At 68.0% G+C, this 23,906-nt stretch carries 27 protein-coding genes; 15 read left to right on the top strand and 12 right to left on the bottom strand.

What is annotated here, in order from left to right:
* Positions 1–113: 113 nt before the first annotated feature.
* The 3 genes from nadA to nadC all read left to right on the top strand — a co-directional run bounded on the left by nadA (position 114) and on the right by nadC (position 3,789).
* Positions 114–1,124, top strand: a complete 1,011-nt coding sequence (gene nadA / locus ACWPN8_RS33795) for a quinolinate synthase NadA (RefSeq protein WP_492243944.1) — start codon at positions 114–116, stop codon at positions 1,122–1,124.
* 197 nt (positions 1,125–1,321) lie between these two features.
* A complete protein-coding gene (locus ACWPN8_RS33800) occupies positions 1,322–2,971 on the top strand; it encodes an L-aspartate oxidase (protein ID WP_492243945.1) in 1,650 nt (549 codons plus the stop codon).
* The gene (gene nadC, locus ACWPN8_RS33805) at positions 2,956–3,789 is read left to right on the top strand and encodes a carboxylating nicotinate-nucleotide diphosphorylase (protein ID WP_492243946.1); all 834 of its coding nucleotides are present in this window, start codon (positions 2,956–2,958) and stop codon (positions 3,787–3,789) included. Before ACWPN8_RS33800 ends, nadC begins: the two co-directional genes overlap by 16 nt.
* Before the next feature lie 59 nt (positions 3,790–3,848).
* Here nadC and ACWPN8_RS33810 read toward each other — a convergent pair whose 3' ends face one another.
* The gene (locus ACWPN8_RS33810) at positions 3,849–4,403 is read right to left on the bottom strand and encodes a carbonic anhydrase (RefSeq protein ID WP_109452444.1); all 555 of its coding nucleotides are present in this window, start codon (positions 4,401–4,403) and stop codon (positions 3,849–3,851) included.
* Between ACWPN8_RS33810 and ACWPN8_RS33815 the strand changes: the two genes are divergently transcribed.
* Complete coding sequence (locus tag ACWPN8_RS33815; RefSeq protein WP_492243947.1) at positions 4,377–4,823, top strand: hypothetical protein; 447 nt, start codon at positions 4,377–4,379, stop codon at positions 4,821–4,823. The two genes, ACWPN8_RS33810 and ACWPN8_RS33815, sit on opposite strands and share 27 nt — an antisense overlap.
* Positions 4,824–4,961: 138 nt before the next feature.
* Here ACWPN8_RS33815 and ACWPN8_RS33820 read toward each other — a convergent pair whose 3' ends face one another.
* A complete protein-coding gene (locus ACWPN8_RS33820; protein ID WP_109096472.1) occupies positions 4,962–6,134 on the bottom strand; it encodes a mandelate racemase/muconate lactonizing enzyme family protein in 1,173 nt (390 codons plus the stop codon).
* Positions 6,135–6,284: 150 nt separating this feature from the next.
* On the opposite strand from ACWPN8_RS33820, the gene ACWPN8_RS33825 reads away from it, so the two are divergent.
* The 3 genes from ACWPN8_RS33825 to ACWPN8_RS33835 all read left to right on the top strand — a co-directional run bounded on the left by ACWPN8_RS33825 (position 6,285) and on the right by ACWPN8_RS33835 (position 8,375).
* Positions 6,285–7,277, top strand: a complete 993-nt coding sequence (locus ACWPN8_RS33825) for a LysR substrate-binding domain-containing protein (RefSeq protein WP_492243948.1) — start codon at positions 6,285–6,287, stop codon at positions 7,275–7,277.
* 146 nt (positions 7,278–7,423) lie between these two features.
* The gene (locus ACWPN8_RS33830; RefSeq protein ID WP_109096470.1) at positions 7,424–7,654 is read left to right on the top strand and encodes a hypothetical protein; all 231 of its coding nucleotides are present in this window, start codon (positions 7,424–7,426) and stop codon (positions 7,652–7,654) included.
* 130 nt (positions 7,655–7,784) lie between these two features.
* Positions 7,785–8,375 (top strand): hypothetical protein, encoded by a 591-nt coding sequence (locus ACWPN8_RS33835; RefSeq protein WP_492243949.1) that lies wholly within the window; start codon positions 7,785–7,787, stop codon positions 8,373–8,375.
* A gap of 59 nt (positions 8,376–8,434) precedes the next feature.
* Here the strand turns inward: ACWPN8_RS33835 and ACWPN8_RS33840 are convergent, their stop codons facing one another.
* Together ACWPN8_RS33840 and fliI are read right to left on the bottom strand one after the other, a co-directional pair.
* The gene (locus ACWPN8_RS33840; RefSeq protein ID WP_492243950.1) at positions 8,435–8,872 is read right to left on the bottom strand and encodes a flagellar export protein FliJ; all 438 of its coding nucleotides are present in this window, start codon (positions 8,870–8,872) and stop codon (positions 8,435–8,437) included.
* Complete coding sequence (gene fliI / locus ACWPN8_RS33845; RefSeq protein ID WP_109096468.1) at positions 8,869–10,206, bottom strand: flagellar protein export ATPase FliI; 1,338 nt, start codon at positions 10,204–10,206, stop codon at positions 8,869–8,871. The genes ACWPN8_RS33840 and fliI overlap by 4 nt, the downstream gene beginning before the upstream one ends.
* A 269-nt stretch (positions 10,207–10,475) precedes the next feature.
* On the opposite strand from fliI, the gene ctrA reads away from it, so the two are divergent.
* The 4 genes from ctrA to ACWPN8_RS33865 all read left to right on the top strand — a co-directional run bounded on the left by ctrA (position 10,476) and on the right by ACWPN8_RS33865 (position 12,278).
* On the top strand, positions 10,476–11,216 hold the full coding sequence (ctrA, locus tag ACWPN8_RS33850) for a response regulator transcription factor CtrA (RefSeq protein ID WP_098736190.1): 741 nt from the start codon (positions 10,476–10,478) through the stop codon (positions 11,214–11,216).
* A 259-nt stretch (positions 11,217–11,475) separates the two neighbouring features.
* Entirely contained in the window at positions 11,476–11,685 is a 210-nt protein-coding gene (locus ACWPN8_RS33855) for a cold-shock protein (protein WP_012977930.1), read from the top strand.
* A gap of 113 nt (positions 11,686–11,798) precedes the next feature.
* A complete protein-coding gene (locus tag ACWPN8_RS33860; RefSeq protein WP_492243951.1) occupies positions 11,799–12,005 on the top strand; it encodes a hypothetical protein in 207 nt (68 codons plus the stop codon).
* A 48-nt stretch (positions 12,006–12,053) separates the two neighbouring features.
* The gene (locus ACWPN8_RS33865) at positions 12,054–12,278 is read left to right on the top strand and encodes a hypothetical protein (protein WP_109096467.1); all 225 of its coding nucleotides are present in this window, start codon (positions 12,054–12,056) and stop codon (positions 12,276–12,278) included.
* Positions 12,279–12,404: 126 nt separating this feature from the next.
* Here the strand turns inward: ACWPN8_RS33865 and ACWPN8_RS33870 are convergent, their stop codons facing one another.
* The 5 genes from ACWPN8_RS33870 to ACWPN8_RS33890 form a co-directional block, all read right to left on the bottom strand.
* Positions 12,405–13,244: a CheR family methyltransferase gene (locus ACWPN8_RS33870; RefSeq protein ID WP_109096466.1), complete on the bottom strand. Its 840-nt coding sequence runs from the start codon at positions 13,242–13,244 to the stop codon at positions 12,405–12,407.
* Positions 13,241–14,407: a protein-glutamate methylesterase/protein-glutamine glutaminase gene (locus tag ACWPN8_RS33875; protein WP_492243952.1), complete on the bottom strand. Its 1,167-nt coding sequence runs from the start codon at positions 14,405–14,407 to the stop codon at positions 13,241–13,243. The genes ACWPN8_RS33870 and ACWPN8_RS33875 overlap by 4 nt, the downstream gene beginning before the upstream one ends.
* 63 nt (positions 14,408–14,470) lie before the next feature.
* A complete protein-coding gene (locus ACWPN8_RS33880; protein ID WP_045583532.1) occupies positions 14,471–14,836 on the bottom strand; it encodes a response regulator in 366 nt (121 codons plus the stop codon).
* 89 nt (positions 14,837–14,925) lie between these two features.
* Positions 14,926–15,426: a chemotaxis protein CheW gene (locus ACWPN8_RS33885; RefSeq protein WP_109047908.1), complete on the bottom strand. Its 501-nt coding sequence runs from the start codon at positions 15,424–15,426 to the stop codon at positions 14,926–14,928.
* Positions 15,423–18,206 (bottom strand): hybrid sensor histidine kinase/response regulator, encoded by a 2,784-nt coding sequence (locus ACWPN8_RS33890; RefSeq protein ID WP_109096463.1) that lies wholly within the window; start codon positions 18,204–18,206, stop codon positions 15,423–15,425. Before ACWPN8_RS33890 ends, ACWPN8_RS33885 begins: the two co-directional genes overlap by 4 nt.
* Before the next feature lie 220 nt (positions 18,207–18,426).
* Between ACWPN8_RS33890 and ACWPN8_RS33895 the strand changes: the two genes are divergently transcribed.
* Entirely contained in the window at positions 18,427–18,600 is a 174-nt protein-coding gene (locus ACWPN8_RS33895) for a hypothetical protein (RefSeq protein WP_174474538.1), read from the top strand.
* Between the two features lie 27 nt (positions 18,601–18,627).
* Here the strand turns inward: ACWPN8_RS33895 and ACWPN8_RS33900 are convergent, their stop codons facing one another.
* Positions 18,628–19,323: a histidine phosphotransferase family protein gene (locus ACWPN8_RS33900; protein WP_492243953.1), complete on the bottom strand. Its 696-nt coding sequence runs from the start codon at positions 19,321–19,323 to the stop codon at positions 18,628–18,630.
* 122 nt (positions 19,324–19,445) lie between these two features.
* Here ACWPN8_RS33900 and ACWPN8_RS33905 point away from each other — a divergent pair, with 122 nt between their 5' ends.
* From ACWPN8_RS33905 to ACWPN8_RS33915, 3 genes are all read left to right on the top strand, one after another.
* Entirely contained in the window at positions 19,446–19,625 is a 180-nt protein-coding gene (locus tag ACWPN8_RS33905) for a DUF3553 domain-containing protein (RefSeq protein WP_109096461.1), read from the top strand.
* 105 nt (positions 19,626–19,730) lie between these two features.
* On the top strand, positions 19,731–19,853 hold the full coding sequence (locus ACWPN8_RS33910; protein WP_282188101.1) for a hypothetical protein: 123 nt from the start codon (positions 19,731–19,733) through the stop codon (positions 19,851–19,853).
* 125 nt (positions 19,854–19,978) lie between these two features.
* Positions 19,979–21,784, top strand: coding sequence for a sensor histidine kinase (locus tag ACWPN8_RS33915; protein WP_492243954.1), 1,806 nt, complete (start codon positions 19,979–19,981; stop codon positions 21,782–21,784).
* A 12-nt stretch (positions 21,785–21,796) separates the two neighbouring features.
* Here the strand turns inward: ACWPN8_RS33915 and ACWPN8_RS33920 are convergent, their stop codons facing one another.
* Both ACWPN8_RS33920 and ACWPN8_RS33925 read right to left on the bottom strand, forming a co-directional pair.
* The gene (locus ACWPN8_RS33920; protein ID WP_492243955.1) at positions 21,797–22,708 is read right to left on the bottom strand and encodes an EamA family transporter; all 912 of its coding nucleotides are present in this window, start codon (positions 22,706–22,708) and stop codon (positions 21,797–21,799) included.
* Positions 22,709–22,815: 107 nt separating this feature from the next.
* A complete protein-coding gene (locus tag ACWPN8_RS33925; RefSeq protein WP_492243956.1) occupies positions 22,816–23,871 on the bottom strand; it encodes an esterase-like activity of phytase family protein in 1,056 nt (351 codons plus the stop codon).
* Positions 23,872–23,906 lie beyond the last annotated feature (35 nt).

Here is a 23,906-nt window from a genome sequence, read left to right on the forward strand (position 1 = left end):
CACCGCACAACGCCGCTTGCGCCGGATTGTTTCCGCTCCGCCTTTTCTTCTTGATATGCTCGTATCGAGCACATATGGTTTTGCTCAGAACGAGCATAGAGCGGAGCCGTCCGATGCCCGAGGTCGCCGAACTCGCCTACACCCCTGCCGTCGCCGCGGCGACCGCGCCGATCTTTGAGCGCATGAAACGTGTCGTGCCGGCCATCGAATGGCCCTTCCACGCGCCGCTGGTCCACGCCATCAACGAGCTGAAGCGCGAGCGCAACGCCGTCATCCTGGCGCACAACTACCAGACGCCGGAGATCTTCCACGGCGTGGCCGACATCGTCGGCGACAGCCTGGCGCTGGCCGCCAAGGCGACCGAGACCGATGCCGACGTGATCGTGCTGGCCGGCGTGCATTTCATGGCGGAGACGGCGAAGCTGCTCAATCCGGCCAAGACGGTGCTGATCCCCAGCCGCAACGCCGGCTGCTCGCTGGCCGACAGCATCACCGCCGCCGACGTCCGCCTGCTGCGCGAGGCCCATCCCGGCGTGCCGGTGGTCGCCTACGTCAACACCTCGGCCGAGGTGAAGGCGGAGGTCGACATCTGCTGCACCTCGGGCAACGCGGTGGAGGTGGTGGAATCGCTGGGCGTCGACCGGGTGATCTTCCTGCCCGACGAATATCTGGCGAAATATGTCGCGACCCAGACCAAGGTGGAGATCATCGCCTGGAAGGGCCATTGCGAGGTGCACGAGCGCTTCACCGGCGCGGAGATCGGCGAGTTCCGCCGCCGCTTCGACCGGCTGACGGTGATCGCCCATCCCGAATGCCCGCCCGATGTGCTGGAGGCCGCCGATTTCGTCGGCTCCACCGCCCGCATGATCGACTTCGTCGGCACCGAGAAGCCGCCGCGGGTGCTGATGGTCACCGAATGCTCGATGAGCGACAACGTCGCCGCCGCCTCGCCCGAGACGGAGTTCGTGCGGCCCTGCAACCTGTGCCCGCACATGAAGACGGTGACGCTGTCGAGCATCCTCGACTCGTTGCGGACCCTGGAGCCGCGTGTCGAGATCCCGGACGCGCTGGCCACCCGCGCCCGCCGCTCGGTTGAGCGCATGCTGGCGGTGAAGCCGAAGTAACCCCCTCTCCCCCGCTCTCGCGCAAACGAAGTTTGCGCTGACGCGACAGGCGGACCTTTGGTCCGCCGAAAGCGGGGAGAGGGTCGGGGTGAGGGGGAACCGCTTCGAGGATCTCTTCGGCTTCGCCGAACCCCCTCATCCTAACCTTCTCCCCAGGGGGGAGAAGGGATCTGCTCGCGTTGTGTAGGAGTCCCCCCATGACCTCCAGCACGCCTTACGATGTCCGCGATGCCGATGTGATCGTCGTCGGCTCCGGCCTTGCCGGGATGACCGCGGCGCTGCAACTGGCGCCGCGCGCGGTCACCTTGATCACCAAGACCGCCGGCCTGCCCGGCGGCTCCAGCCTCTACGCCCAGGGCGGCATCGCCGCCGCCGTCGGTCCCGGCGACCGGCCGGAGGACCATGCCGCCGACACCGTCGCCGCCGGGGCCGGTCTGGTCGATGCGGCGATGGCGGCCCTGCTGACCCGCGAAGGCGCCGCCGAGGTCCGCCGCCTGCTGGAGGACGGCCTGCCCTTCGACCGTGCGCCCGACGGCTCGCCGCTGCTTGGCCGCGAAGCCGCGCATGGTGCAGCGCGCATCGTCCATGCCGGCGGCGACGCCACCGGCCGCACCCTGGTCACCACCCTGGCCGACCGCCTGCGCGCCACCCCGTCGGTGCGGGTGGAGACCGACGCCTTCGCCGTCGATCTCGTGCTGCGCAACGGCCGGGTCTGCGGTCTGCTGGCCTGTCATGGACAGGGCTGGGTGCTGCACCGGGCACCGCGCGTGATCCTGGCGACCGGCGGCATCGGCGCCGCCTTCGCCCGCACCACCAACCCGGCTGAGGCCACCGGCGACGGGCTGGCCATCGCCGCGCGGGCCGGTGCCACTCTCGCCGACCTGGAGTTCGTCCAGTTCCACCCGACGGCGCTGGCCGTCGATGCCGACCCGGTGCCGCTGCTGACCGAGGCGTTGCGCGGGGCGGGCGCCCTGCTGCTCGACCGCCAGGGCCACCGCTTCATGCTGGACGAGCATCCGTTGGCGGAACTGGCGCCACGCGACGTGGTCGCCCGCGCCATCGGCCGGCGCGTCGCGGCGGGGGAGCCGGTGTTCCTCGACCTGCGCCCGGCGCTGGCCGCCAAGCCCGGCGGCTTCCCCACCGTGCTGGCCCTCTGCGCCGAGCATGGGCTCGACCCCTTCGCGGAGCCGATGCCGGTGGCGCCCGCCGCCCACTACCATATGGGCGGGGTGGTCACCGACGCCGACGGGCGGACCAGCCTGGAGGGGCTGTGGGCCTGCGGCGAGGTCGCCTGCACCGGCGTCCACGGCGCCAACCGGCTGGCGAGCAATTCCCTGCTGGAGGCGCTGGTGTTCGGCACCCGCGTCGCCCGCGACGTGGCGGACCGCCCGCTGGCGCCGCTGCCGCCTTTCGCCCTGCCCCGTCCGCCGGCGGTCGCCGCCGATGTCGGCCATGCCCTGCTCGATGCCATCGGGGCGGAGGCGCGGACGGCGCTCTATGACGGGGCCGGGCTGGTGCGCAACGGGCTGGGGCTGCTGGCCGCCCGGCGCAAGCTCGATCGGCTGGCGGCGGCGCTCGACATGCTCCGCTGCGAAGACGGCGACACCCACGACACCGTCCAGGCTCCGCCGGACATCGTCCGGCACTGGGGCGAGGCCCGCAACCGGCTGCTGGTCGGCCGTCTGGTCGTCCATGCCGCCCTGGCGCGGGAGGAAAGCCGCGGTGCCCATTGCCGCAGCGACCATCCCCTGCCGAACCCCGCTTCCCTCTCCCGCACCCTAACCCTCAGCGACCTGGCCGGCGCCGCCGGCCCCCTGCCCGGAGACGCCGCATGCTGCATCCTCTGACCGTCGAGCCCATCGTCCGCGCCGCCCTGGCGGAGGATCTGGGCCGGGCCGGCGACATCACCACCGACAGCATCATCCCGGCCGACGCGGTGGCGACCGCCCGCATCGCCGCCCGCAAGGACGGCCGCGTCGCCGGGCTGGAGGCGGCGCTGATCGCCTTCCGCCTGCTCGACCCCGGCATGTCGGTGACGGTGGAGCGCGCGGACGGCGACGACGTGCTCTCCGGCGGCACCATCGCCACCCTGACCGGCAAGGCCCGCGCCCTGCTGACGGCGGAGCGCACGGCGTTGAACCTGATGGGCCGGCTGTCCGGCATCGCCACCGCCACCCGCGCCCTGGTGCGCGAGGTGGAGGGCACGCAAACGCGCATCGTCTGCACCCGCAAGACCACCCCGGGCCTGCGCGTTCTGGAGAAGCATGCGGTCAAGCTGGGCGGCGGCTTCAACCACCGTTTTGGGCTGGATGACGCCGTGCTGATCAAGGACAACCACATCGCCGTCGCCGGCGGCGTGCGCCCGGCGGTGGAGCGCGTCCGCGCCGCCATCGGCCACATGGTCAAGGTGGAGGTCGAGGTCGACACGCTCGATCAGCTGGACGAGCTGCTGGGCCTGCCGGTCGATGTCGTGCTGCTCGACAACATGGACCCGGACACGCTGCGCCGCGCGGTGCGGATGGTGGATGGCCGTTTGCTGACCGAGGCATCGGGCAACGTCACGCTCGCCACCGTGCGCGCCATCGCCGAGACCGGCGTCGACATGATCAGCTGCGGCTGGCTGACCCACAGCGCCCCGAACCTGGACCTGGGTCTGGACATGTGACGGCCGCCTGCCGGCACTCCTTCCTCGGAACCGGGGGAGGAATGCCGGTCATCCTGCCGCTATGCCGCCATCGTCTCGACCTTGCCGTCGAGATCCATGATCAGCAGTTCGACCTCCAGATCGGGATGGCGCTGTTTGGCAATCGTCCGGAGCTTCGTCAGATACTGGCCGTGCACGTCGCTTTCCCGGCGCGGGTCACCGGCCAGATCGAGGTTGAGGAACGCCTTGTACGCACCGCAATCGCGGTGATCCATGACGATCAGCCGCTTCACATGATGCAGGTCGCGGGCGATCTCCACCTCATCCCAGAAGGCTTCGCCCCAGGCCGGCTTCTTGTCGTTCAGCGCGCCCAGGCTGGCACCGGCCAGGACGATATGGTCGTATTTCTCCTTGAGACTGCGCCCTTCCATGTACTCGGCCACCCGCGCCATCAGCCGGTAGTCCATGCAGGTCAGCAGCAGCGTGTCGACCCCCCCGGCCTGCGCCGGGCGGCTCATCATCATCGGCGCCATCAGCGTCACGCCGGCGCCCAGCGTCGCCAGCTTCAGGAACCCGCGGCGCGAGCTGTGTTCGCCCTGGCAGCAGCCATGGTGATGACCGGTCGAGTGATCCATCTTGCCCTCCAACACGCCTCGAACCCATATCGAGGTTTCACGCGCAATGGTGGCAGCGGATTGTTAAAAATTTCAATATACGGCCTACCACCATATGGAAAAGCAATAAAAATTCACTCTTGCGACATTTTTGGACAACACTCTCCACAACCCGACTTCACTCCCTGCCGGAATGAAAACGGGCCGCCCGGCGAGGGGCGGCCCATTCCTGTGCATGGATTTTCCTGGTCGTCAGCGTTCGGCCGTCACCCGCCGCGCGTGCTGCTGGGCGCCGATGTTCCTGCCGACCCGACGGTGCTGGAGGCCGGCGGCGGCGACGCGCTCGCGCTGTGGTTGGGCGAACAGTCCGCGTTGGCGATCCCCGCCGTCAGGAGAGTGGCGAGACCGAACAAAGCGGCGACGACCGGACTGGCTCCATGAGACATTGGATCACCTCCTTTCTGAAACGTTGCGACCTCCAACAGATTGACACAGTAAAGCGCTCGGTCAATGGCCGAATCGACCATTGGCGATGCCGTCTCCCAATGGAACAGGTCCGGACCTTGAACCTGAGTGCAGTTATCTGGTTTCCAGCAGCCCGCTCATCGTCGCGAACAGTTCCGACTTCGCCTCGAAACCGACGCCGGGCAGATCGGGCAAGCGCACGCGGCCATCCTCGACTGCGATACCGTCGGCGAAACCGCAGAAGGGCTTGAAGACGTCCGGATAGGATTCGTTGCCGCCCAGATGCAGGCCGGCGGCGATGTTCAGCGACATCTGGTGCCCGCCATGCGGCACCACCCGACGGCTGGACCAGCCATTGTCTTTCAGCATGTCCAGCGTGCGCAGATACTCGACGAGTCCATAGCTCAAGGCACAGTCGAACTGCAGCCAGTCGCGGTCGGGCCGCATGCCGCCATGGCGGATCAGGTTGCGGGCATCCTGGTGGGAGAACAGGTTCTCGCCCGTCGCCATCGGCCGGTCGTAATGGTTGGCGAGTTCGGCCTGCAGCGCATAGTCCAGCGGATCTCCGGCCTCCTCGTACCAGAACAGGCCGTAGGGCTTCAGCGCCTCGGCGTATTTGATCGCGGTGGCGAGGTCGAAGCGGCCATTGGCATCGACGCACAGGTTCTCGCCCGACCCGACCACCTCCAGCACCGCGTCGATGCGGCGGAGATCCTCCTCCAGCGGGGCGCCGCCGATCTTCATCTTCACGACCTTGTAGCCGCGGTCGCGGTAGCTGCGCATCTCGTCCTGAAGCGCCGTCACATCCTTGCCTGGATAGTAATAGCCGCCCGCCGCGTAGACCCAGACGCTGTCGTCGGCCACCCCACCGCGGTAACGGTCGGCCAGCAGGCGGTAGAGCGGCACGCCGGCGATCTTCGCCACGGCATCCCACACCGCCATGTCGATGGTGCCGACGGCGACGGAGCGCTCGCCATGGCCGCCTGGCTTTTCGTTGGTCATCAGCCGTGCCCAGATGCGGAACGGGTCGAGGTTCTCGCCGGTGTCGTCCAGCAGGCTGTCGGGTGCGGCCGACATCAGCCGGGGGATGAAGCGCTCGCGCAGCAGCCCGCCCGCGGCATAACGGCCGTTCGAGTTGAAGCCGTAGCCGATCACCGGCTTGCCGTCGCGCACCACGTCGGTGACCACCGCGACGACGCTGCACGTCATCTGGCTGAAATCGATGAAGGCGTTGGCGATGTCGGACTTGATGCCGGCGGTCTGCTCGCGGATTTCGACGATGCGCATGGCGGTTCCCCTTGCAGCGTGGTGGCGCGTTTCGTGCCGGCACTGTAGGGATGTTGCGGGCCGCCGGGCCAATGCCAAGGTCGGAACGCATCATGCGGGTTCGGCATAAGGGCACCGGGCCGGCCCGGCAGACGTGACGAAGATTGGGCGATGGAACTCTCCTGGCTCGACGATTTCCTGGCGCTGGTGGATTGCGGCAACTTCTCCCGCGCCGCCGACATGCGCCGCCTGACCCAGCCGGCCTTCAGCCGCCGCATCCGCGCGTTGGAGGATTGGGCCGGCACCCCGCTGTTCGACCGCAGCGCCCAGCCGGTGACCCTGACGGAGGCTGGCCGCCGCTTCCGCCCCTTCGCCGACGAAACCGTGCGCCGCCTGCTGCAAGGCCGGGAAGAGGCCCGGCTCGCCGCCCAGTCGGAAGCGGCGACCCTGCGCTTCGCCGCCACCCATGCGCTGTCGCTGACCTTCTTCCCCTCCTGGCTGCGGGCGCTGGAGGCGCGGGCAAGGCTGGGCGCCATCACCCTGTCGTCCGACAGCATGGAGGCCTGCGAGCGGCTGATGCTGGCAGGCCAGGCGCAGTTCCTGCTCTGCCACGCCCATCCGGCGGCGGCCGGCCGGCTGGATGCGGAGTCCTTCCGCTCCGTCGTCGTCGGCGGCGACCGGCTGCTGGCGGTGACCGCCCCCGATCCCGGCGGCCGCCCACGCCATCTGCTGGCGGACGGCCAGGACACCGCGCTGCCGCATTTGTCCTACAGCCGCGAATCCGGCATGGGCCGCATTCTGGAGGCGGTGCGGGCGGCACATCCGCTGCCCAATGCGCTCGACACCGTCTTCACCTCCCACCTCGCTGCGGTCCTGCGCACGCTGGCGCGCGACGGGCGCGGCGTGGCCTGGCTGCCGGAAAGCCTGATCGCCGAGGATCTGGCACGCGGCTCCCTGGTGCGCGCCGGCGTGCCGGCCGGCGACGAACGCTGGACTGTGCCGGTGCAGATCCGGCTGGTCCGCCCGCGCGCGCGCCAGAGCAAGGCGGCCGAAAGCTTCTGGACGCTGGCGGTCGAAGCGGCGCTGTGGCGGAACGCCGAGTTGCCGCCGGAGCCCGCAGCGCAGGTTGCCGGAGCGGAAGCAACCGCCGAAAAACAGTTGTGACCCTTTGCCCGCAAGTCACTTTGATCGTTGACATTCCCGGAAAAGCTTCTCCACCGAAGCGATTTCGCTGGCGCTAACCCTTTCGATCAGGCAAAATTTGCCTAGTTGGGTTGAGAAGCGTCGCGTCAGCGACCGGAGGAACGATCATGGGCGTCAGCAGCATTGGCGGCATCGGCGGCTATCAGCAGCAGCCATACGTCACCCCGCTCAGCAGCGGCCCGGCCGCGGCGCAGCGGTCGACCTCGCCCGTCGAATCCGCACAGGAAGACCAGACCGAGCGCACCCGCCGCCAGCAGGAGGCGCAGACGGCCCAGAGCGGATCCAGCGGCGGCAACACCACCGCCACCCGCGGCCAGAACCTGAACATCACGGTCTGATCCATACCGGATCACACGACAGGTCCGGTGCGGCAGGGTCGGTCAAGGAGAGCATCGAGGGGCGGCGCCCGCCAAGGGGTTGTCCCAGGGGCAACGCCTGGAAAGCGGGCAAGAAGCGCAGGAGGCAGCGATGGAGATCCGTGGCGTTTCCAGCACGACGGCACTCCGCCCGACTGCTTTCCAGCCGACCGAAGCCGGCGCCGCTTCCCCGTCGACTCCAGTCCAGGGCTCCGGTAGCGGAACCTCTGGCGAAGCGGAGAAATCCTCCGGAGCCGGCTTCATCAGCCCGTTCATGCGCTACGACCAGGGCGCGCGGGTGGCCGTGCTGTATTTCCGTGACTTCGACACCGGCGAAACCCAGGACCAGATCCCGTCCCAGCGCGTGGTGGAGGAATACCGCCGCACCGCCAACCGCCTGTCCCAGGAGGACGAGCGGAAAGCCGCCGCGGCGAAGAGCGGCTCGGACGGATCGGCCGGCGGCGCGGGGACATCGTCCGGCAGCGGCTATGGCGCAGCGGCGAGCGGATTCGGATCAACCGGCACGACGGCCGGCACGGCGGCCAGTCCGTCGATCGGCGTGTCCTTCGCCAGTGCCCCCGGCAGCAGCGGAACGGCGGCAGGGTCAGCCACAGCAGAACCGACGACCGGCGGCGTCACACCGGCCGCGACGGGCGGATACGGCGGCGGGTCGCCGGGTGGACTGGTTTCGGTGACCGTCTGAAGGGCTTGACCGGGCAGCCTTGAACCGGGCAGCGCGTCCGATTGCCCTGCCCGCAAGCCTTACCCCCCGGTCGCCTCCTCCTCCTCCGCCTGCCGGCGCCGGAACCCCACCAGCGCGGTTTCGTCGAGCATCGCGGCCTCCTTGCGCTTCTGCTTGTCGCGTTCGCGCTTCAGCCGCTCTTCCTCGGCCAGTTCGTAGCGCTTCAATTCCTGGAAGGCTTCGGCCATCTCGTCGGTGGCGATGTTGATCTGCATCTCCACCTGTCCCAGCGATTCGCCCAGCTTGCGGCCGCGCTCCATCGCCGCCTGGGCGAAGTTGGAATAGGTGAAGGACACCGAAAAGTCGTCGCGCACAGTTTCCTGCTCGTGCACGATCTCCTGCTTCACCTTCTCGATCTCGTTGCGCAGCCGGTCGGCCAGCGTGTGGAGGTCCGCCAGGACGCGACGCTTCTCGTCCAGTTGCAGCTTTTGCAGGCGGATGATCGTCTTCAGGCTCATTGCGGCCACTGCACCCCAAAGATTTCAGCGAGCATGGCGTAGCTGGTCTCCAGATCGGTGGCCTCGCGCTTGCTCTGCTTCAAAAAGGCTTCCAATGCCGGCTGGAAGTGGATCGCCTCGTCCACCTGCGGGTCGGTGCCGCGGCGGTAGGCGCCCAGCCGGATCATCTCCGCCATGTTGTCGTAGGACGACAGCAGGCGCCGGGCATGGCCGACCAGCTCGTTCTCGTTCGCCGTGTTGCAGCCGGGCATGGTGCGCGACACGCTGCGCAGGATGTTGATGGCGGGATAGCGCCCGCGCTCGCCAATCTGGCGCTCCATCACGATGTGGCCGTCCAAGATGCCGCGCACGGCGTCGGCGATCGGCTCGTTGTGGTCGTCGCCGTCCACCAGCACGGTGAACAGGCCGGTGATGGTGCCCGATCCGACAACCCCCGGACCGGCGCGCTCGAGCAGGCGCGGCAGTTCGGCGAAGACGGTCGGCGGATAGCCCTTGGTCGTCGGCGGTTCGCCGGCCGACAGGCCGATCTCGCGCTGGGCCATGGCGAAGCGGGTGACGCTGTCCATCATGCACAGCACATCGCGGCCCTGGTCGCGGAAATGCTCGGCCACCGCCAGCGTCATGTAGGCGGCCTGCTTGCGCATCAGCGGCGCTTCGTCCGAGGTGGCGCAGACGACGACGCTGCGGGCCAGCCCCTCCTCGCCCAGATCCTCGGTGATGAATTCCTGCAATTCGCGGCCGCGCTCGCCGATCAGGCCGATCACCGCGACCTCCGCGGCGGAGAAGCGCGCCAGCATCGACATGACCGACGATTTGCCGACGCCCGATCCGGCGAAGATGCCCATGCGCTGGCCACGGCAGCAGGTGAGGAAGGCGTTGATGGCGCGGATGCCCAGATCCAGCTTCTCGCCTACGCGGGCCCGCGAATGGGCGTTGGGCGGCGTGTTGCGGATCGGCGTGCCCTGCGGCCCCTTGGGCAGCGGCCCCTTGCCGTCCACCGGCTCGCCAAGCGCGTTGACGACGCGGCCGAGCCAGGCATCCGTCGGATAGATCCGCGCCTGATCGCCCGCAACCAGCGCCCGGCAGCCCAGCCCCACCCCATCCAGCGCACCGAACGGCATGGCGAGCGCCCTGCCCTGGCGGAAGCCCACCACCTCGCACGGGACCTGACGGCGGTCGCGCGTCTCGACGATGCAGCGGCCGCCGACCGACAGTTCCTTCTCGATCCCGCCGACCTCGACCATCAGGCCGGATACGGCGGTGACGCGGCCGTACCGGCTGGAGTCCGGGATTTGGTCGATGTCGCGGATCAACTGATCGATATCGAACGTCATGGATCGGATACCGGCATTTCCAGGGCAGGCGGTCCCAAGACGGGAGGCGCCCCTATTAAGTGGTAGCTCAGTGGACGGAGGGGACGTTAACCACCATGATCGCATCTTGCGATGGAAGGATTAACGTTGTGTAAGCGCTTGGCACTGGCGTTAAGCTGAATCGTCTGTTAACTTGTGTAAACGGGATGGTTGAAATCGGTCATCAAGGATCGGGGGCCATGTCCGGGGTCGGGTAGCGAAAGCGCGCCATCAAACGTCGGGATATCGCCATGAGGGTTCTGCTGGTTGAAGACGATTCCTCCGTCGCCAAAAGCATCGAGCTGATGCTGAACACGGAAGGTTTCATCGTCGATTCTACCGACCTGGGTGAGGACGGACTCGAGATCGGCAAACTCTACGATTACGACATCATCATCCTCGATCTGATGCTGCCGGACATCGACGGTTACGAGGTTCTTCGCCGCCTGCGCGCCGCGCGCGTGACCACCCCGATCCTGATCCTGTCCGGCCTGACCGAAATGGACAACAAGATCAAGGGTCTGGGGTTCGGCGCCGACGACTACCTGACCAAGCCGTTCGACAAGCGCGAACTGATCGCCCGCATCCAGGCCATCGTCCGCCGGTCGAAGGGCCATTCCGACAGCATCATCCGCACCGGCCGCCTGACCGTCAATCTCGACACCCGCACGGTGGAGGTCGACCAGTCGCCGCTGCACCTGACCGGCAAGGAATACGGCATCCTGGAGCTGTTGAGCCTGCGCAAGGGCACGACGCTGACCAAGGAGATGTTCCTCAACCATCTCTATGGCGGGATGGACGAGCCGGAACTGAAGATCATCGACGTCTTCGTCTGCAAGCTGCGCAAGAAGCTGGCCGCCGCGACCCAGGGCGACAACTACATCGAAACGGTGTGGGGCCGCGGTTATGTGCTGCGCGACCCGCACGAGGAAATCGTCGAAGGCAATCCCCCGCCGCCGCCGCGCGTGCCGCAACAGCAGGCCGCCGGCTGACGCTTCACCGGTTCTCCTTTTTCTTTTGCCCACCCCTCCACGCCCGGCCGTCTTTCACCTTGAAAGCCGGACCGGGCGTTCCCATACTTGGTGGGTCATTCTGCTTCGGACTGCGGGGCTTTCAAAAGCCCCCACGCTCAGCCCCTCTTTTTTCGCCATCGCAAAATTCGATCGCGAGCACCTGGGGGCCGCCAATCCCACACCCAGTCTGATGCGCCGCACCGGTGGTGTGGCGCCCTTTGCGTTATGGGAGACAGACATGCCCGTCGGCACCGTCAAATGGTTCAACAGCACCAAGGGCTTCGGTTTCATTCAGCCGGAAAGCGGCGGCCCGGATGTGTTCGTTCACATCTCCGCTGTCGAACGCGCCGGGCTGCGCAGCCTGGTCGATGGCCAGAAGATTTCCTACGAGGAGCAGCGCGATCCGAAGCGTGGCAAGACCTCGGCGGAAAATCTGAAGGCGGTCTGACCGCCTGACCGCCGACCTGCGGAAAAAGGGGCATCGGGAAACCGGTGCCCTTTTTCCGTGTTGAACAAGTCCCTGTCGCCCAGATGCAGGGCTCTGCCCAGAGGAGATCCGCGATGGCTTTCAAACCGAATTACAACCAGCAGCGGGCCGAGCGCAACCGGGCCAAGGAACAGAGGAAGCAGGAAAAGCTTCAGCGTCGCGAGGAAGGCGTCGCCGCCCGCCGCGCCGGCGATCCGGACGGGACGGAGAGTCAGGACGATTCCCTGACGACCGACACCGATGCCGATGCCGAGACCAAAACCGACACCAACAATGCCTGAACGGACGGCCGCAGGCGCGGCCGACCGCGACCATACGGAGGACAGGCCATGGCCCGTCAGAAGAAACAGCCCGTCGACAACGCGTTTGCGCTTTTCGACGTGATTTACCAGGACGGTGCGCGCACCTCGAACCGCAAGGTGCCGACCGCCGACATCGATCAGTTCGACCGCGAGAATTCCATTCGCACCTTCCTCGAAGCGCAGGATCGCAAGATCGCCGAAATGTCCGGCAATCCGCGCGGCCCGATCAAGTCGATCACGCCGTCGGCCTGAGAGTTGGTGCATTTTCCGGCTGTCATCCCCGCGAAGGCGGGGATCCAGCCGTCCGAACGATCGAGTTGGAAGCCTGGATCCCCGCCTTCGCGGGGATGACGTCCGTCAGGACAAGGATCCCAGGATTTATGCCACCTTGGCGCCGGCGGCCGAGAAGCCGCCCAGGCTGTAGAGGCCGCGCTGGCCCTCCACCGGCTTGAACTTGTCGGTGATGCCCAGCACCGTTTCAGCACCGCCCAGATACAGAACGCCGTCCTGCGGCATCTGGCGGGAAATCGACTCCAGAACCTTCGCCTTGGTCGGCTGGTCAAAATAGATCAGCACGTTGCGGCAGAAGACGATGTCGAACTGTCCCAGCGCCGACAAATCGCCCAGCAGGTTCCATTCGCGGAACGACGCCATCTGGCGCAGCTGCTGGCTGATCTGCCACTTGTCGCCGTTCTGCTTGAAATGCTTCACCAGCATGGTGATCGGCAGGCCGCGCTGCACCTCGAACTGGGTGTAGATGCCGGCCTTCGCCCGCTCCACCATTTCCGCCGAGATGTCGGTGCCGACGATCTCGATGCGCCAGCCGGCCAGCTTCGCCGCCTCGTCGTTCAGGATCATCGACAGCGAATAGGCTTCCTGGCCCGACGAACAGGCGGCCGACCAGATGCGCAAGGACCGCTTGGCCGCCCGCGCCTCCATCAGCTTCGGAAGCACCAGCTGGCGGAACTGGTCGAAAGGCTTCTGGTCGCGGAAGAAGGACGACTCGTTGGTCGTCATCGCTTCCGTGATGTCACGCAGCAGCGCCTCGTCCTTGCGGGTGCGGACGGTGGTCGCCAGCTCCTCGAGGCCCTTCATGTTCCACTTGCGCGCCACCGGCATCAGCCGGGATTCGAGCAGGTACGCCTTGTCACGGGTGAGGACCAGGCCGGAACGCTGCTTGAGCAGCGTGGAGAACATGTCGAAATCTTCGACTCTCATGCTGCCCTCGAAGCGAGCTTGCGGATGTGGGGACCGATTTCCTTGAGCGGCAGGATGGCATTGCAGATGCCGGCTTGCGCCACGGCACCGGGCATGCCCCAGACCACGCTCGATGCCTCGTCCTGGGCGATCAGGGTGCCGCCGCCATTGACCACGTCGGTGCAGCCCTTCAACCCGTCCTGTCCCATGCCGGTCAGGATGCAGGCCAGGATCTTGCGGCCGCCGAAGGTCTTCAGGATCGACCGCATCATCGGGTCGACCGCCGGGCGGCAGAAATTCTCGGGCGGATCCTTGCTGAGGGCGATCACGTTGGCGCCGCCGCGCTGGGTCACCAGCATGTGGAAGTCGCCGGGCGCAATGTAGCAGCGGTTCTGCACGATCGGCTCGCCGTCCTTGGCCTCCCGCGCATCGATCCCGCATTGGCGGGTGATGTGCTCGGCCAGGATGGTGGTGAAGGTCGCCGGCATGTGCTGGGTGATCAGGATCGGCTGGCTGACGCCGGCCTTCAGGTGCGACAGCACCTCGAACAGCGCCTGCGGGCCGCCGGTGGAACTGCCGATGGCGATCACGTCCGGCTTGGTGGCGATGGTGCCGGCCGGAGTCGGCCGGGTGACGATCGGCCCGACCTCGCGCTTCAGCAGCCCCAGCGGAGCCGCCGGGGTCAGCGGCCGGATCTCGCCGCGCGAGCGCGATCCGGCGCGCCGGGCGGCTGCGCCCAGCGCCTTGACCTTGGCGACCAGCTCGCGCTTGAAGTCCTCCGCCCCGCCGATCTCGCGGGTGGAGGTCGGCTTCGGGATGTAATCGGCGGCACCCGCCGACAGGCAGCGGATCGACACGTCGGCCCCGCGCAGCGTCAGCGTGGAGGCCATGATGATCTTCACCTGCGGCGCAACCGCCAGCAGCTTCGGGATGGCGGTCAGCCCGTCCATCACCGGCATCTCGATGTCCAGCACGATGACATCGATGGAATTGCGCTGCAGCGAATTGACCGCCATCTGGCCGTCGCCGACGGAGGTGACGACGCGGATGTCCGGGTCCCCTTCCAGCGCGCGGGTCAGCAGGCCGCGGATGACGGCGGAGTCGTCCACCACCATGACCCGGACGGGATCCGGGTTGGCCGGTCGCGCGGTGGTGAGGGGACCTCTGCCAAAACTGTCCGACATAACGGCGATTCGCCTTTCAACTCGACTGGTTCAACGCTGGCTCTCCCGACATCCCGCCCGGGGTCACAGAAGGCCGACCTGCGCGAACTTGGTCTGGATGATGTCGCTGTCGAAGGGCTTCATGATGTACTCGTTGGCCCCGGCGGACAGCGCCTCCTGGATGTGGGCAAGGTCGTTCTCGGTCGTGCAGAACACCACCTTGGGCTGTTCGCCCCCGCTCATCTTGCGCAACCGGCGCAGGAACTCGATCCCGGTCATCACCGGCATGTTCCAGTCCAGCAGGATGGCGTCCGGCATCTGCGCCGCGCAGGCTTCCATCGCCTGCTTGCCGTCCTCCGCCTCCGAGCAGGCGAAATTCAGCTCTTCCAGGATCTTGCGCGCGACCTTGCGGACAACGCGGCTGTCATCGACCACCAGGCAGGATTTCATTGCGGCAGGGCCTCAGGTCATCTGTTCGTCGGCAAAAGCCGGCCGGCCGGTGCGGCACCCTCCCCCGGAGGGCAGGGCGCCGCAAACCGTCAAGCCGTCTCGATGGTTGTGAAGTTGAGCAGACGGGGCACGTCCAGCACAACCATCAACTGACCGTTCAGCCTATAAATTCCGGTCGATACCTCGCGCCAGCGCGGATCCAGGGTCGCCGGGTTGCGCTCGAAGTCCTCCTTGGTCAGGCTGAGCACCTCGCCGACCGAATCGACCATCAGGCTGTACAGTTCTCCGCGCAGGTCGACGACGATCGACATGCCGGGCTTGTCCTTCGGACGGCCGGTCAGGCCGAGCCGCAGGCGGACGTCGATGGCGGTGACGATGCGGCCGCGCAGGTTCAGCGATCCGGCGACCTCCGGCGGGGCCAGCGGGATGCGGGTGATCCGCTGATGGCCCAGCACGTCCTGCACCTGAAGGACCGGGATGCCGAACATCTGGTCGGCGATCGTCATGGTCACGAAGTCCTGGTTGCCGGAGACGACGAGATCGTCGCCCCGCGACTTGCGGACGGTGGACGGCAGCTTGGCGTTGCTCATGCGGCACCTTTCTGGTCGGTCAGCGTCTGCTGGAGCGCGAAGAGCAGCGCGTCACGGTCGAACTTGGCGACATAGTCGTTGAAACCGGCGATCCGGCCGCGGTCGAGATCGCGGGCGCTGGCGTGGCTGGACAGCGCCACCATCGGAACGCGCTGCCAGCGGCTGCCGTGGCGCACCGCCTCGGCGAAGTCGAAGCCGCTCATGCCCGGCATCTCGATGTCGGAGACGATGACGTCGAAGTCCTCGCCCGCCTCGCAGAGCGCCAGCGCGTCGCCGGCATTCTCCACCGCCGTCACGTCGTAGCCGGCGACCGACAGCAGCGGCGTCAGCAGGTTGCGGAAGAAGGGGCTGTCGTCCACCAGCAGCACGCGCTGCAGCTTCTCCTCCTCGAACCCCTCCTGGGTGGAGGAGCCGAACCAGTCCTTGTAGGCCTGGGTCAGGAAGAAGCCGGCGTCGATCACCTCGGTCGCCTTGCCGGCGATGATCGCCGACCCCATCAGGCCGGGACGCTCCGCGGCCAGCTGGACGTTCAGCTTCTCCTCCACGATGTCGACGATCTCGTCGACGATCAGGCCCATCGAGCGGTCGCCGTCGGCAAACACCAGCACCGGCTGGCGGCCTTCGTTGGCGACGACGAAGTTCGGGTCGATCGGGACCAGCGGCATCAGCTTGCCGCGGTACTGGACCACCGGCAGGCCGTTCGACAACTCGACCGTGGCGAGATCGACGTCCTCCAGGCGGGCGACCAGCGACAGCGGCACCGCCTTGGGCGCGCCCTCGCCGGCGCGGAACAGCAGGAGCGCCATCTTGTCCTCCTGGCGCTGGGTCTGGACCGCGGCAGCCTCCTTGCCGGCAGCCTCGCCCATCGCCATCTCGCCGGTGGCCGACGCTATGCCGTTGGGGTCCAGGATCATGATGACCGAGCCGTCGCCCAGGATCGTGTTGCCCGAGAACATCTCGATGTGGCGCAGGATCGGCGCAACCGGCTTCACCACGATTTCCTCGGTGTCGAACACGCGGTCGACCATGATGCCGAAGGTGTAGGTGCCGACCTGGGTGACGACGATGAAGGTCTCTTCCTCGGTCTTCTTGGCGCCCTCGCTGTCGTCCAGCCGCAGCAGCTGCTGGAGCGAGACCAGCGGCAGCAGGCGGTTGCGCAGGCGCAGGACCGGAGTGCCCTTCAGGCGCTCGATGGTGTGCTCGCTGTCGGCGGCGGCGCGCACCAGCTCGACCACGCTGATCTGCGGGATGGCGAAGCGCTCGCCGGCGCATTCCACGATCAGGGCCGAGACGATGGCCAGCGTCAGCGGGATCTTGATGACGAAGGTCGAGCCCTTGCCCTGGGCCGACTTGATCTCGATCGTACCGCCGATCTTCTCGATGTTGGTCTTCACCACGTCCATGCCGACGCCGCGGCCCGACACGTTGGTGACCTTGGCGGCGGTGGAGAAGCCCGGCTTCATGATGAACTGGATGATCTGCTGGTCGGTCATCGAGGCCAGCTCGCCTTCCGACGCCATCCCGTTCTGGATCGCCTTCTGCTTGATCCGGTCGATGGCAAGGCCCTTACCGTCGTCCTGGATCTCGATGATGATGTGGCCGCCCTCGTGATAGGCGTTCAGGGTGATGCGGCCGGTCTCCGTCTTGCCGGCCTTCACGCGCTCTGCCGGAATCTCCAGCCCATGGTCGGCGCTGTTGCGCACCATGTGGGTCAGCGGATCCTTGATCAGCTCCAGCACCTGGCGGTCCAGCTCGGTGTCGGCGCCGAGCATCTGGAGGTCGATCTTCTTGTTCAGTTCATGCGCCAGATCGCGCACCAGACGCGGCAGCTTGGCCCAGGCGTTGCCGATGGGCTGCATGCGCGTCTTCATGACGCCTTCCTGCAGCTCCGACGTCACATGGTTCAGGCGCTGCAGCGGTGCCGCGAACTCGCTCTCCTTCTGCGACCGCAGGATCTGGAGCAGCTGGTTGCGGGTCAGCACCAGCTCCGACACCATGGTCATCAGGTTTTCGAGCAGGTCGACGTTGACGCGGATGGTCTGGGCGGCGACCGCCGATTCCTTGGTCGCGGCCTCGGCGCCGGCATCGGCGGCACCGGCGTTGCCGCCGCCCGAAGCACCGGCCATCGGGGCGACCGGCGCCGGCACCTTGGCGGCGACCGGCTCGGCATCGGGCACGACGAGGTCGTGCGACTGGGCCGGCTCCTCGGCCGGCTCGGGCGCACGGGTGGCGACCGCGGTGCCGGCCGCTGGAGCGGGAATGTCGTTCGGGCCGGGCGTGGAGTTCCACAGCGCCTCAAGCTCGTCCATCGTCACCGGCCGGGATTCCGACGCGGCAACCGCAGGCGCGGTCGGCGGCGGGGGCGGCGGGGGAGCGGCGGCGGCCGGGGCGGGACCGCCCAGCTTGCCTTCGGCGCACAGGTTCAGCCGCTCGATCAGCGGCAGGTCGTCGCCGGGCGGTTCCGCCTCGGTCGCTTCCAGCACCGCCAGCAGGCTCTTGATGGTGTCCAGAGCCTGCAGGATCAGCGAAACGGCTTCCGGGTTGATCGTCAGTTCGCCATCGCGGAACTTGCCCAGCACGTTCTCCGACGCGTGCGCCACCTTTTCCAGGCGGGGCAGGCCGAGGAAGCCGCAGGTTCCCTTGATGGTGTGGACGAGCCGGAAGATGTTCGACAGCAGTTCCGGATTGTTGGGATTCTGCTCCAACCTGACCAGCTCGACGTCGAGCACCGAGAGGTTTTCGTTGGTCTCCGTCAGAAATTCGGACAGCAGATCATCCATGTCGCATTCCCCAGGCCCAATGTTTATGGTCCGCGCCGGCCTGCGGCTCGAACGGGCAGCATCGAAAGGCTGCCGGTTGCGCTCCAGTCCAGGTAGGGTGGGAGCCTGTCAAACACTGATTAAGAGAACCTTACCTCTTCCGATAGGGAGTCTTCCGGGAGCTGCTACCGGTAGGATCGGGGTTCCTTTGTCACAGCGTTCATTCTCACAGGGAGGATCGATGAGCGACGCCGAAATCGCCCAATCCGTGCGCGAAGCCGTGGAACGGCTCAACGCCGCGCTGGCGGAGGCCGCACGCCACAATCTGGCGATCACGCTGCGCACCACGGCCCACCAGACCACCGGCGGGGTGGAGCAGGTCGTGGTGGAGCCGCGGATTTTCAAACAGCTGTAGACGCGGCCGGAAGAGCGGCGGGACGCCTCACCACTCGGCGGTGAAGACCAGCCGCTCGCTGCTTTCGGTGGCGACGGCGATGCGGAAGCCGTCGCTTTCGGCCAGCCGGCCGGCCAGATAGGCGTGGATGGTGCGGGGAGTCAGCGCCCCGGCCGTCGCCGTTCCGGCAAGCGCCGCCGCGGCCTCCGGGTTCAGGGTGCCCGGCCGGCCGGCGGCGGTCACGGTGATGCGGCCCGCCGTCTCATCGCCGTCGGCGGCGACGGAGACCAGCCCGCCATGGGTCAGCGCCTCGTCCGCCAGCATCACCAGATTCAGCACCAGCTTGACCACGCCGCGGCGCTGGGCGGTCATGTCGTGGGGCACCCGTTCCGGCCAGTCCAGCCGGGTGCGTCCGCCCTCGACATAGCCGGCGGCGGCGGCACGGGCGTCGCCGAAGCCCTTCTGGTCGCGCCCCGCCACCCCATAGGCCAGCCGGAACACCCGCAGCCGGCGGTCGGCCTGGCCGGAGGAATGGTCGATCAGCTTCACCGCCTCGCCCAGGAACCCGCCGATGGAACCGCCGCTGGCAGGCCCGCCATCCTCGTCCTCCTGCATCTCCTCGATCAGCTCCAGCCCGTTGCGGATGGCGCCGACCGGGCTGACCAGATCGTGGCAGAGCTTCGACGCCAGCAGTTCCAGAACGCGGATGTCGACGCTGACGGGGAGGGAGGACGATTCGGTCACGAGGCAGACTCCGGTAAAAAGGAACGGCGACGGCGCGGCGCTGGAGATTCTATACTGTCCCGGCCCCGCCGCACAGGCGGTCGCATTTCCTATGTACAATAGTTCGATGGATGGGACCCGACATGGACGATTCGCTGGTGCCCGGCGCCTGGGTGCGCCACCCGGACCAGCCCGACTGGGGGCTGGGGCAGGTGCAGTCGGCCATCCGCAACCGCATCACCGTCAATTTCGAGCATGCCGGCAAGGTGCTGATCGACAGCGACGTCATCTCGCTGACGCTGGTCGGTCCCGACGAGATCTGAGCGGTTTCGGCCGGGCCTCCGGCGTCCGGGAAAGCGCGGATTGCGCCGCCACGCCCGCTTTGCTTTTATGCGACCGACGTCGCGCATGTGTCAGGGAGTGATGGAATGAAGGCAATGATCCTCGGCTTCGCCGCCGCGGCGGTGATCGCGCTGGGCACGGCTGCGGTGCTGAACGCGATGGGGCACTCGACCGCGGAGCGCTATTCCAGCACTTCCGTTCGCCTTTGAGGGAACAGGAAACCCCTTAATTCTACGATAAGGCGACTTCCGGACATTCCCTGCACGGTGTAGGATCGGGTGATCCGTGACCGGACATGGCGGGCCGTCGCTTGATCTCGCGTCTCAAAGGGGGAATGGGCGCATTCGGTGTGGCGCTGATCCTGGGCCTCAACGCCCTGGTCGGCCACGACCTGCTGCACCAGCGCGACGAGACGCTGGCCCGGGCGCGGGAGGACAGCGCGGCGATGGCGCTGGTGCTGGAGCACCATGCCACCGACAGCCTGTCCGGCGTGGCGAAAATCCTGGCCGGAATCGTCGAGGTCCTGGCCGTGCGCGCCGACAGCTGGGAGCGCGGCGACGCCGATGTCTTCGCCCTGCTGCGCCGTCAGGCGACGCTTTCGCCGCTGATCCGCGCCGTCCTGGTGGTGTCGGCCGACGGCAAACTGATCCACGACACCCAGACGCTGGAGCCGGCCGGCATCGACCTGTCGGACCGCGATTACCTGATGGCGCACCGCGACAGGCTGGTTCCTGGCGGCGCCGATGCGGTCTTCGTCGGCAACCCGGTGCGCGGCCGCACCTCCAACACCTGGTTCATCAGCATGAGCCGGCGGCTGGAGGCGCCGGACGGCCGCTTCGCCGGGGTGGTGGTCGCGGTGATGGAGCCGATGGCCTTCCGCAGCTTCTACCAGACGCTTCCCCTGTCCGGCGACGCGGTGGTCACGCTCTATCACGCCGACGGGCCGGTGATCGCCCGCTTCCCCGACCACGACAGCCACATCGGCCTGTCCGCCCACCATCTGCCGCTGTTCACCACGCTGCTGAAGCAGGCGCGGGTGGGCACCGAACTGCTGGACAGCGCCAGCGACGGGCCGCGCCGCATCCTCAGCCATCGCGCGTCGGCCGAGATGCCGGTGGCGGTGACCGTCTCGTTGTCGCGCGACGCGGTGCTGGCGCACTGGTGGTCGAAGGCGATGACGCTGGCGGTGGCCGATCTTGCCGGGACGCTGGTGCTGGCGGCGATGACGCTCGCCCTGCTGCGCGAGGCGGGGCGGCGGGAACGGGCGATGGCCGATCTCCAGGACAGCGAGCGGGCGCTGCGCGACAGCCAGCAGCGGCTGATCCAGGACATCGCCGCCCGCCACCGGATCGAGGCCGAGCTGATCGCCGCCAAGCAGGTCTCCGACGCCGCCAACCGGGCCAAGACCCAGTTCCTGGCCAACATGAGCCACGAACTGCGCACCCCGCTGAACGCCGTCATCGGCTTCGCCGAGGCGCTGGAAAGCGGCATCTTCGGCCAGATGTCGGCCAAGCAGACCGAATATGTCGGCGACATCCGCAAGTCCGGCCAGCATCTGCTGAGCCTGATCAACGACATCCTCGACACCACCAAGATCGAATCGGGCAAATATGTGCTGCATCAGGAGGATCTGCCGGTCGACGATCTGATCGGCGACTGCCTGCGCCAGATGGGGCCGCTGGCGGTGGAAAAGGGCGTGACCCTCACGTCGGCGCTGCCCGCCTCCCTGCCCATCCTCTATGCCGATGCCCGTGCGGTGCGCCAGATCCTGCTGAACCTGCTGTCCAACGCGGTGAAGTTCACCCCGCCCGGCGGGCGGATCGTCGTCGAGGCCGACCGGGTGGCGCGCAGCCTGCGCCTGCGGGTCAGCGACACCGGCATCGGCATCCCCGCCATTGAACTGGACCAGGTGATGGAGCCCTTCCATCAGGTCGACAACTCCCACACCCGCCGCTATGCCGGAACCGGATTGGGGCTGCCGCTGGTCAAGTCGCTGGTCGAGTTGCAGGACGGCCGCTTCGTACTGTCGAGCGTGCTGGGCCGGGGCACCACCGCCACCGTGCTGTTCCCGCCCTCCCGGCTGCGCAACCGGTCGGAGCCCTTGCGGGCACTGAAGCGGACACAGCCCGCTCCGGTGTGAGGCGGGGTGCCCTTATCCCCGCCGCGACTTGGCCAGAATGACCAGGGCGATGCCGCCCAGCACGGCGACCGACGACAGCGCCAGGACCGGCGTGATCCGTTCCCCCAGCGCCAGCACCGCAACAAGCGCGGTGATGACCGGAACGCTCAGCTGGACGGACGCCGCGCGGGCGGCGGTCAGGGCCGGCAGCGCCGCATACCAGATGGAATAGCCGACACCCGACGCCAGCGCCCCCGATAGCACCGCATAGACCAGCCCGCCCTGGTCCCAGCGCAGGCCGCCGCCGGACAGCGGCCCCGCCAGCGCCGCCGCCAGCGCCAGAACCGCCGCCATCGGGACGGCGCGCAGGAAATTGCCGGCGGTGGTGGCGATGGGGTCGCGGCTGGCCCGTCCCAGCAGGGAATAGATCCCCCACGCCGCCCCGGCGGCCAGCATCAGCAGCGCCCCCAGCGGGTCCGGCGCCGACAGTCCGGGCGCCAGCAGCAGGGCCAGCCCGCCGAGCGCCAGCGCCAGCCCGCCCCATTGCAGCGGCACCAGCCGTTCGCCGCGATACAGCCCGGCCAGGATCATGGTGGCCTGCACCGCACCGAACAGCAGCAGCGCCCCGGTCCCCGCGGTCATGGTCAGATAGGCGAAGGAAAAGGCGGCGGCATAGGCCAGCAGCGCCGCCGCCCCGCCCCAGCTGCCGGCGCCCGCCTTCGCGTGCCCGGTGGCCCGGGCGATCAGCCACAGGCTGGCCGCACCGGAGGCGATGCGCACCAGGGTGAAGCCGGCCGGGTCGATGGCGGTCTGGGTCAGCGCCAGCCGGCACAGGATGGAGTTGGCGGCGAAGGCCAGCATCGCCAGCACGGTCAGCAGCGCCGCCCGCCCGGTCGTGGGCACCGCCGGAGCCGGAACGGCACCCGTCTTATCGCTTGCCACCACGATTGTTTCCTCTGCAACCAGCCCCGCCCAGCTAGCCGCAGAGCCATGGCCCTGTCAAACCCCCCGCGTCACCGGCCGTGTCCGACTTTGGTGGGACACCCTGGAGGTCACGACGAGGGGCCGTGCAGGGCGAACATCAGCAGGTAGGTGCGCTGAAGCGAACTGAAATTGTTGTCGGAGACCAGATAGACCAGCGTTTCCCCCGCCGGCCCCGGCCGGGTGGCGATGCCTTCGAAATTGTCGTTCACCAGCGGCGTCTCCAGACGCCCGAGTTCCTCGCCGTCCACCACCGCGCCGGCGGTCAACTGGCGCGCCGCCACCCGCACCAGCCGCGACGACCAGCCGCCCAGCAGCGACACCCGGCGTTCCAGCACCAGCACGCCGCCGTCCGGCAGCGGGGCGACGGAGGTCGGGCGGTAGCGCGGGGCCGTCCGGTAGGTGAAGGGCTGCCAGTCGGCGGCGCTCGCCGGCACGCCGTCCCTGGACGAGCCCATGCGGGTTATCCAGGCGCGGCGGTCCTGATGGCCGTCGTCCTTGCCCTCCTCGATGGTCAGCAGCCGGCCGTCGGGAAGCAGGGTCAGCGACTCCAGCCCGCCATTCTCCGGCGTGCTGTCCATGCCCGGCGGCATCGGAATCGGCGTGGGCGTGCCCGCCGGCCCCCGGACGCTGCCATCGCCGCCCTTGTAGCGCAGGATGCGGTGGTCCCGCTCCAGCGACACCAGCCAGCCGCCGTCGGGCAGCCGCGTCAAATCCTCGGCATCGGTGCGGCGCTTGCGATGGGAGATCCCCTCCTCGACCGGCAAGGGACGGGCATGGACCTCCGACAGGCCGGCGAGCCGGCCTTCGGCATCGGTCTGCAGCCGGCCGTCCACCACCAGCCCGGTGTCGCCGATGGCGACGAAGCGGTCGCCGGCCGGATCGATCCAAAGGCCGGACAGGCCGCCGACCCGCTCGCCCCCGGCGATGTCCAGACCGCCCAGAAAGCGCAGCGGCCCGACCGCGACCTTGTCCGGCCGTCCGCGGTCGAGCGGCACCGCGGAGGCGGTGACGGAAAGGGGGCCGGGGGTGGGGTCGGAGTCGCCGCCGGCACCGACCACGGCGGCGCAACCGCCGGACAGGGCGACCAGCAGCAGGCCCCAGGCCAAGCTTTTGCGTATCGTCATCGGGGCACTCTTGCCAGTGCAACCGAGGGATACAA

It is taken from the genome of Azospirillum sp. UENF 112521, from assembly GCF_058780665.1.

Excerpts from the sequence above, each read along its gene's own strand:
- ACWPN8_RS33810 (WP_109452444.1), bottom strand. The coding sequence starts at position 4,403 with ATGGATCACTCGACCGGTCATCACCATGGCTGCTGCCAGGGCGAACAC.
- ACWPN8_RS33905 (WP_109096461.1), top strand. The coding sequence starts at position 19,446 with ATGGACGATTCGCTGGTGCCCGGCGCCTGGGTGCGCCACCCGGACCAG.
- ACWPN8_RS33860 (WP_492243951.1), top strand. The coding sequence starts at position 11,799 with ATGGCTTTCAAACCGAATTACAACCAGCAGCGGGCCGAGCGCAACCGG.
- nadA (WP_492243944.1), top strand. The coding sequence starts at position 114 with ATGCCCGAGGTCGCCGAACTCGCCTACACCCCTGCCGTCGCCGCGGCG.
- ACWPN8_RS33895 (WP_174474538.1), top strand. The coding sequence starts at position 18,427 with ATGAGCGACGCCGAAATCGCCCAATCCGTGCGCGAAGCCGTGGAACGG.
- ACWPN8_RS33835 (WP_492243949.1), top strand. The coding sequence starts at position 7,785 with ATGGAGATCCGTGGCGTTTCCAGCACGACGGCACTCCGCCCGACTGCT.
- ctrA (WP_098736190.1), top strand. The coding sequence starts at position 10,476 with ATGAGGGTTCTGCTGGTTGAAGACGATTCCTCCGTCGCCAAAAGCATC.
- ACWPN8_RS33880 (WP_045583532.1), bottom strand. The coding sequence starts at position 14,836 with ATGAAATCCTGCCTGGTGGTCGATGACAGCCGCGTTGTCCGCAAGGTC.
- ACWPN8_RS33855 (WP_012977930.1), top strand. The coding sequence starts at position 11,476 with ATGCCCGTCGGCACCGTCAAATGGTTCAACAGCACCAAGGGCTTCGGT.
- fliI (WP_109096468.1), bottom strand. The coding sequence starts at position 10,206 with ATGACGTTCGATATCGATCAGTTGATCCGCGACATCGACCAAATCCCG.
- ACWPN8_RS33800 (WP_492243945.1), top strand. The coding sequence starts at position 1,322 with ATGACCTCCAGCACGCCTTACGATGTCCGCGATGCCGATGTGATCGTC.
- ACWPN8_RS33915 (WP_492243954.1), top strand. The coding sequence starts at position 19,979 with ATGGGCGCATTCGGTGTGGCGCTGATCCTGGGCCTCAACGCCCTGGTC.
- ACWPN8_RS33925 (WP_492243956.1), bottom strand. The coding sequence starts at position 23,871 with ATGACGATACGCAAAAGCTTGGCCTGGGGCCTGCTGCTGGTCGCCCTG.
- nadC (WP_492243946.1), top strand. The coding sequence starts at position 2,956 with ATGCTGCATCCTCTGACCGTCGAGCCCATCGTCCGCGCCGCCCTGGCG.
- ACWPN8_RS33890 (WP_109096463.1), bottom strand. The coding sequence starts at position 18,206 with ATGGATGATCTGCTGTCCGAATTTCTGACGGAGACCAACGAAAACCTC.
- ACWPN8_RS33815 (WP_492243947.1), top strand. The coding sequence starts at position 4,377 with ATGGTGATGACCGGTCGAGTGATCCATCTTGCCCTCCAACACGCCTCG.
- ACWPN8_RS33875 (WP_492243952.1), bottom strand. The coding sequence starts at position 14,407 with ATGTCGGACAGTTTTGGCAGAGGTCCCCTCACCACCGCGCGACCGGCC.
- ACWPN8_RS33840 (WP_492243950.1), bottom strand. The coding sequence starts at position 8,872 with ATGAGCCTGAAGACGATCATCCGCCTGCAAAAGCTGCAACTGGACGAG.
- ACWPN8_RS33830 (WP_109096470.1), top strand. The coding sequence starts at position 7,424 with ATGGGCGTCAGCAGCATTGGCGGCATCGGCGGCTATCAGCAGCAGCCA.
- ACWPN8_RS33820 (WP_109096472.1), bottom strand. The coding sequence starts at position 6,134 with ATGCGCATCGTCGAAATCCGCGAGCAGACCGCCGGCATCAAGTCCGAC.
- ACWPN8_RS33870 (WP_109096466.1), bottom strand. The coding sequence starts at position 13,244 with ATGAGAGTCGAAGATTTCGACATGTTCTCCACGCTGCTCAAGCAGCGT.
- ACWPN8_RS33885 (WP_109047908.1), bottom strand. The coding sequence starts at position 15,426 with ATGAGCAACGCCAAGCTGCCGTCCACCGTCCGCAAGTCGCGGGGCGAC.
- ACWPN8_RS33865 (WP_109096467.1), top strand. The coding sequence starts at position 12,054 with ATGGCCCGTCAGAAGAAACAGCCCGTCGACAACGCGTTTGCGCTTTTC.
- ACWPN8_RS33910 (WP_282188101.1), top strand. The coding sequence starts at position 19,731 with ATGAAGGCAATGATCCTCGGCTTCGCCGCCGCGGCGGTGATCGCGCTG.
- ACWPN8_RS33825 (WP_492243948.1), top strand. The coding sequence starts at position 6,285 with ATGGAACTCTCCTGGCTCGACGATTTCCTGGCGCTGGTGGATTGCGGC.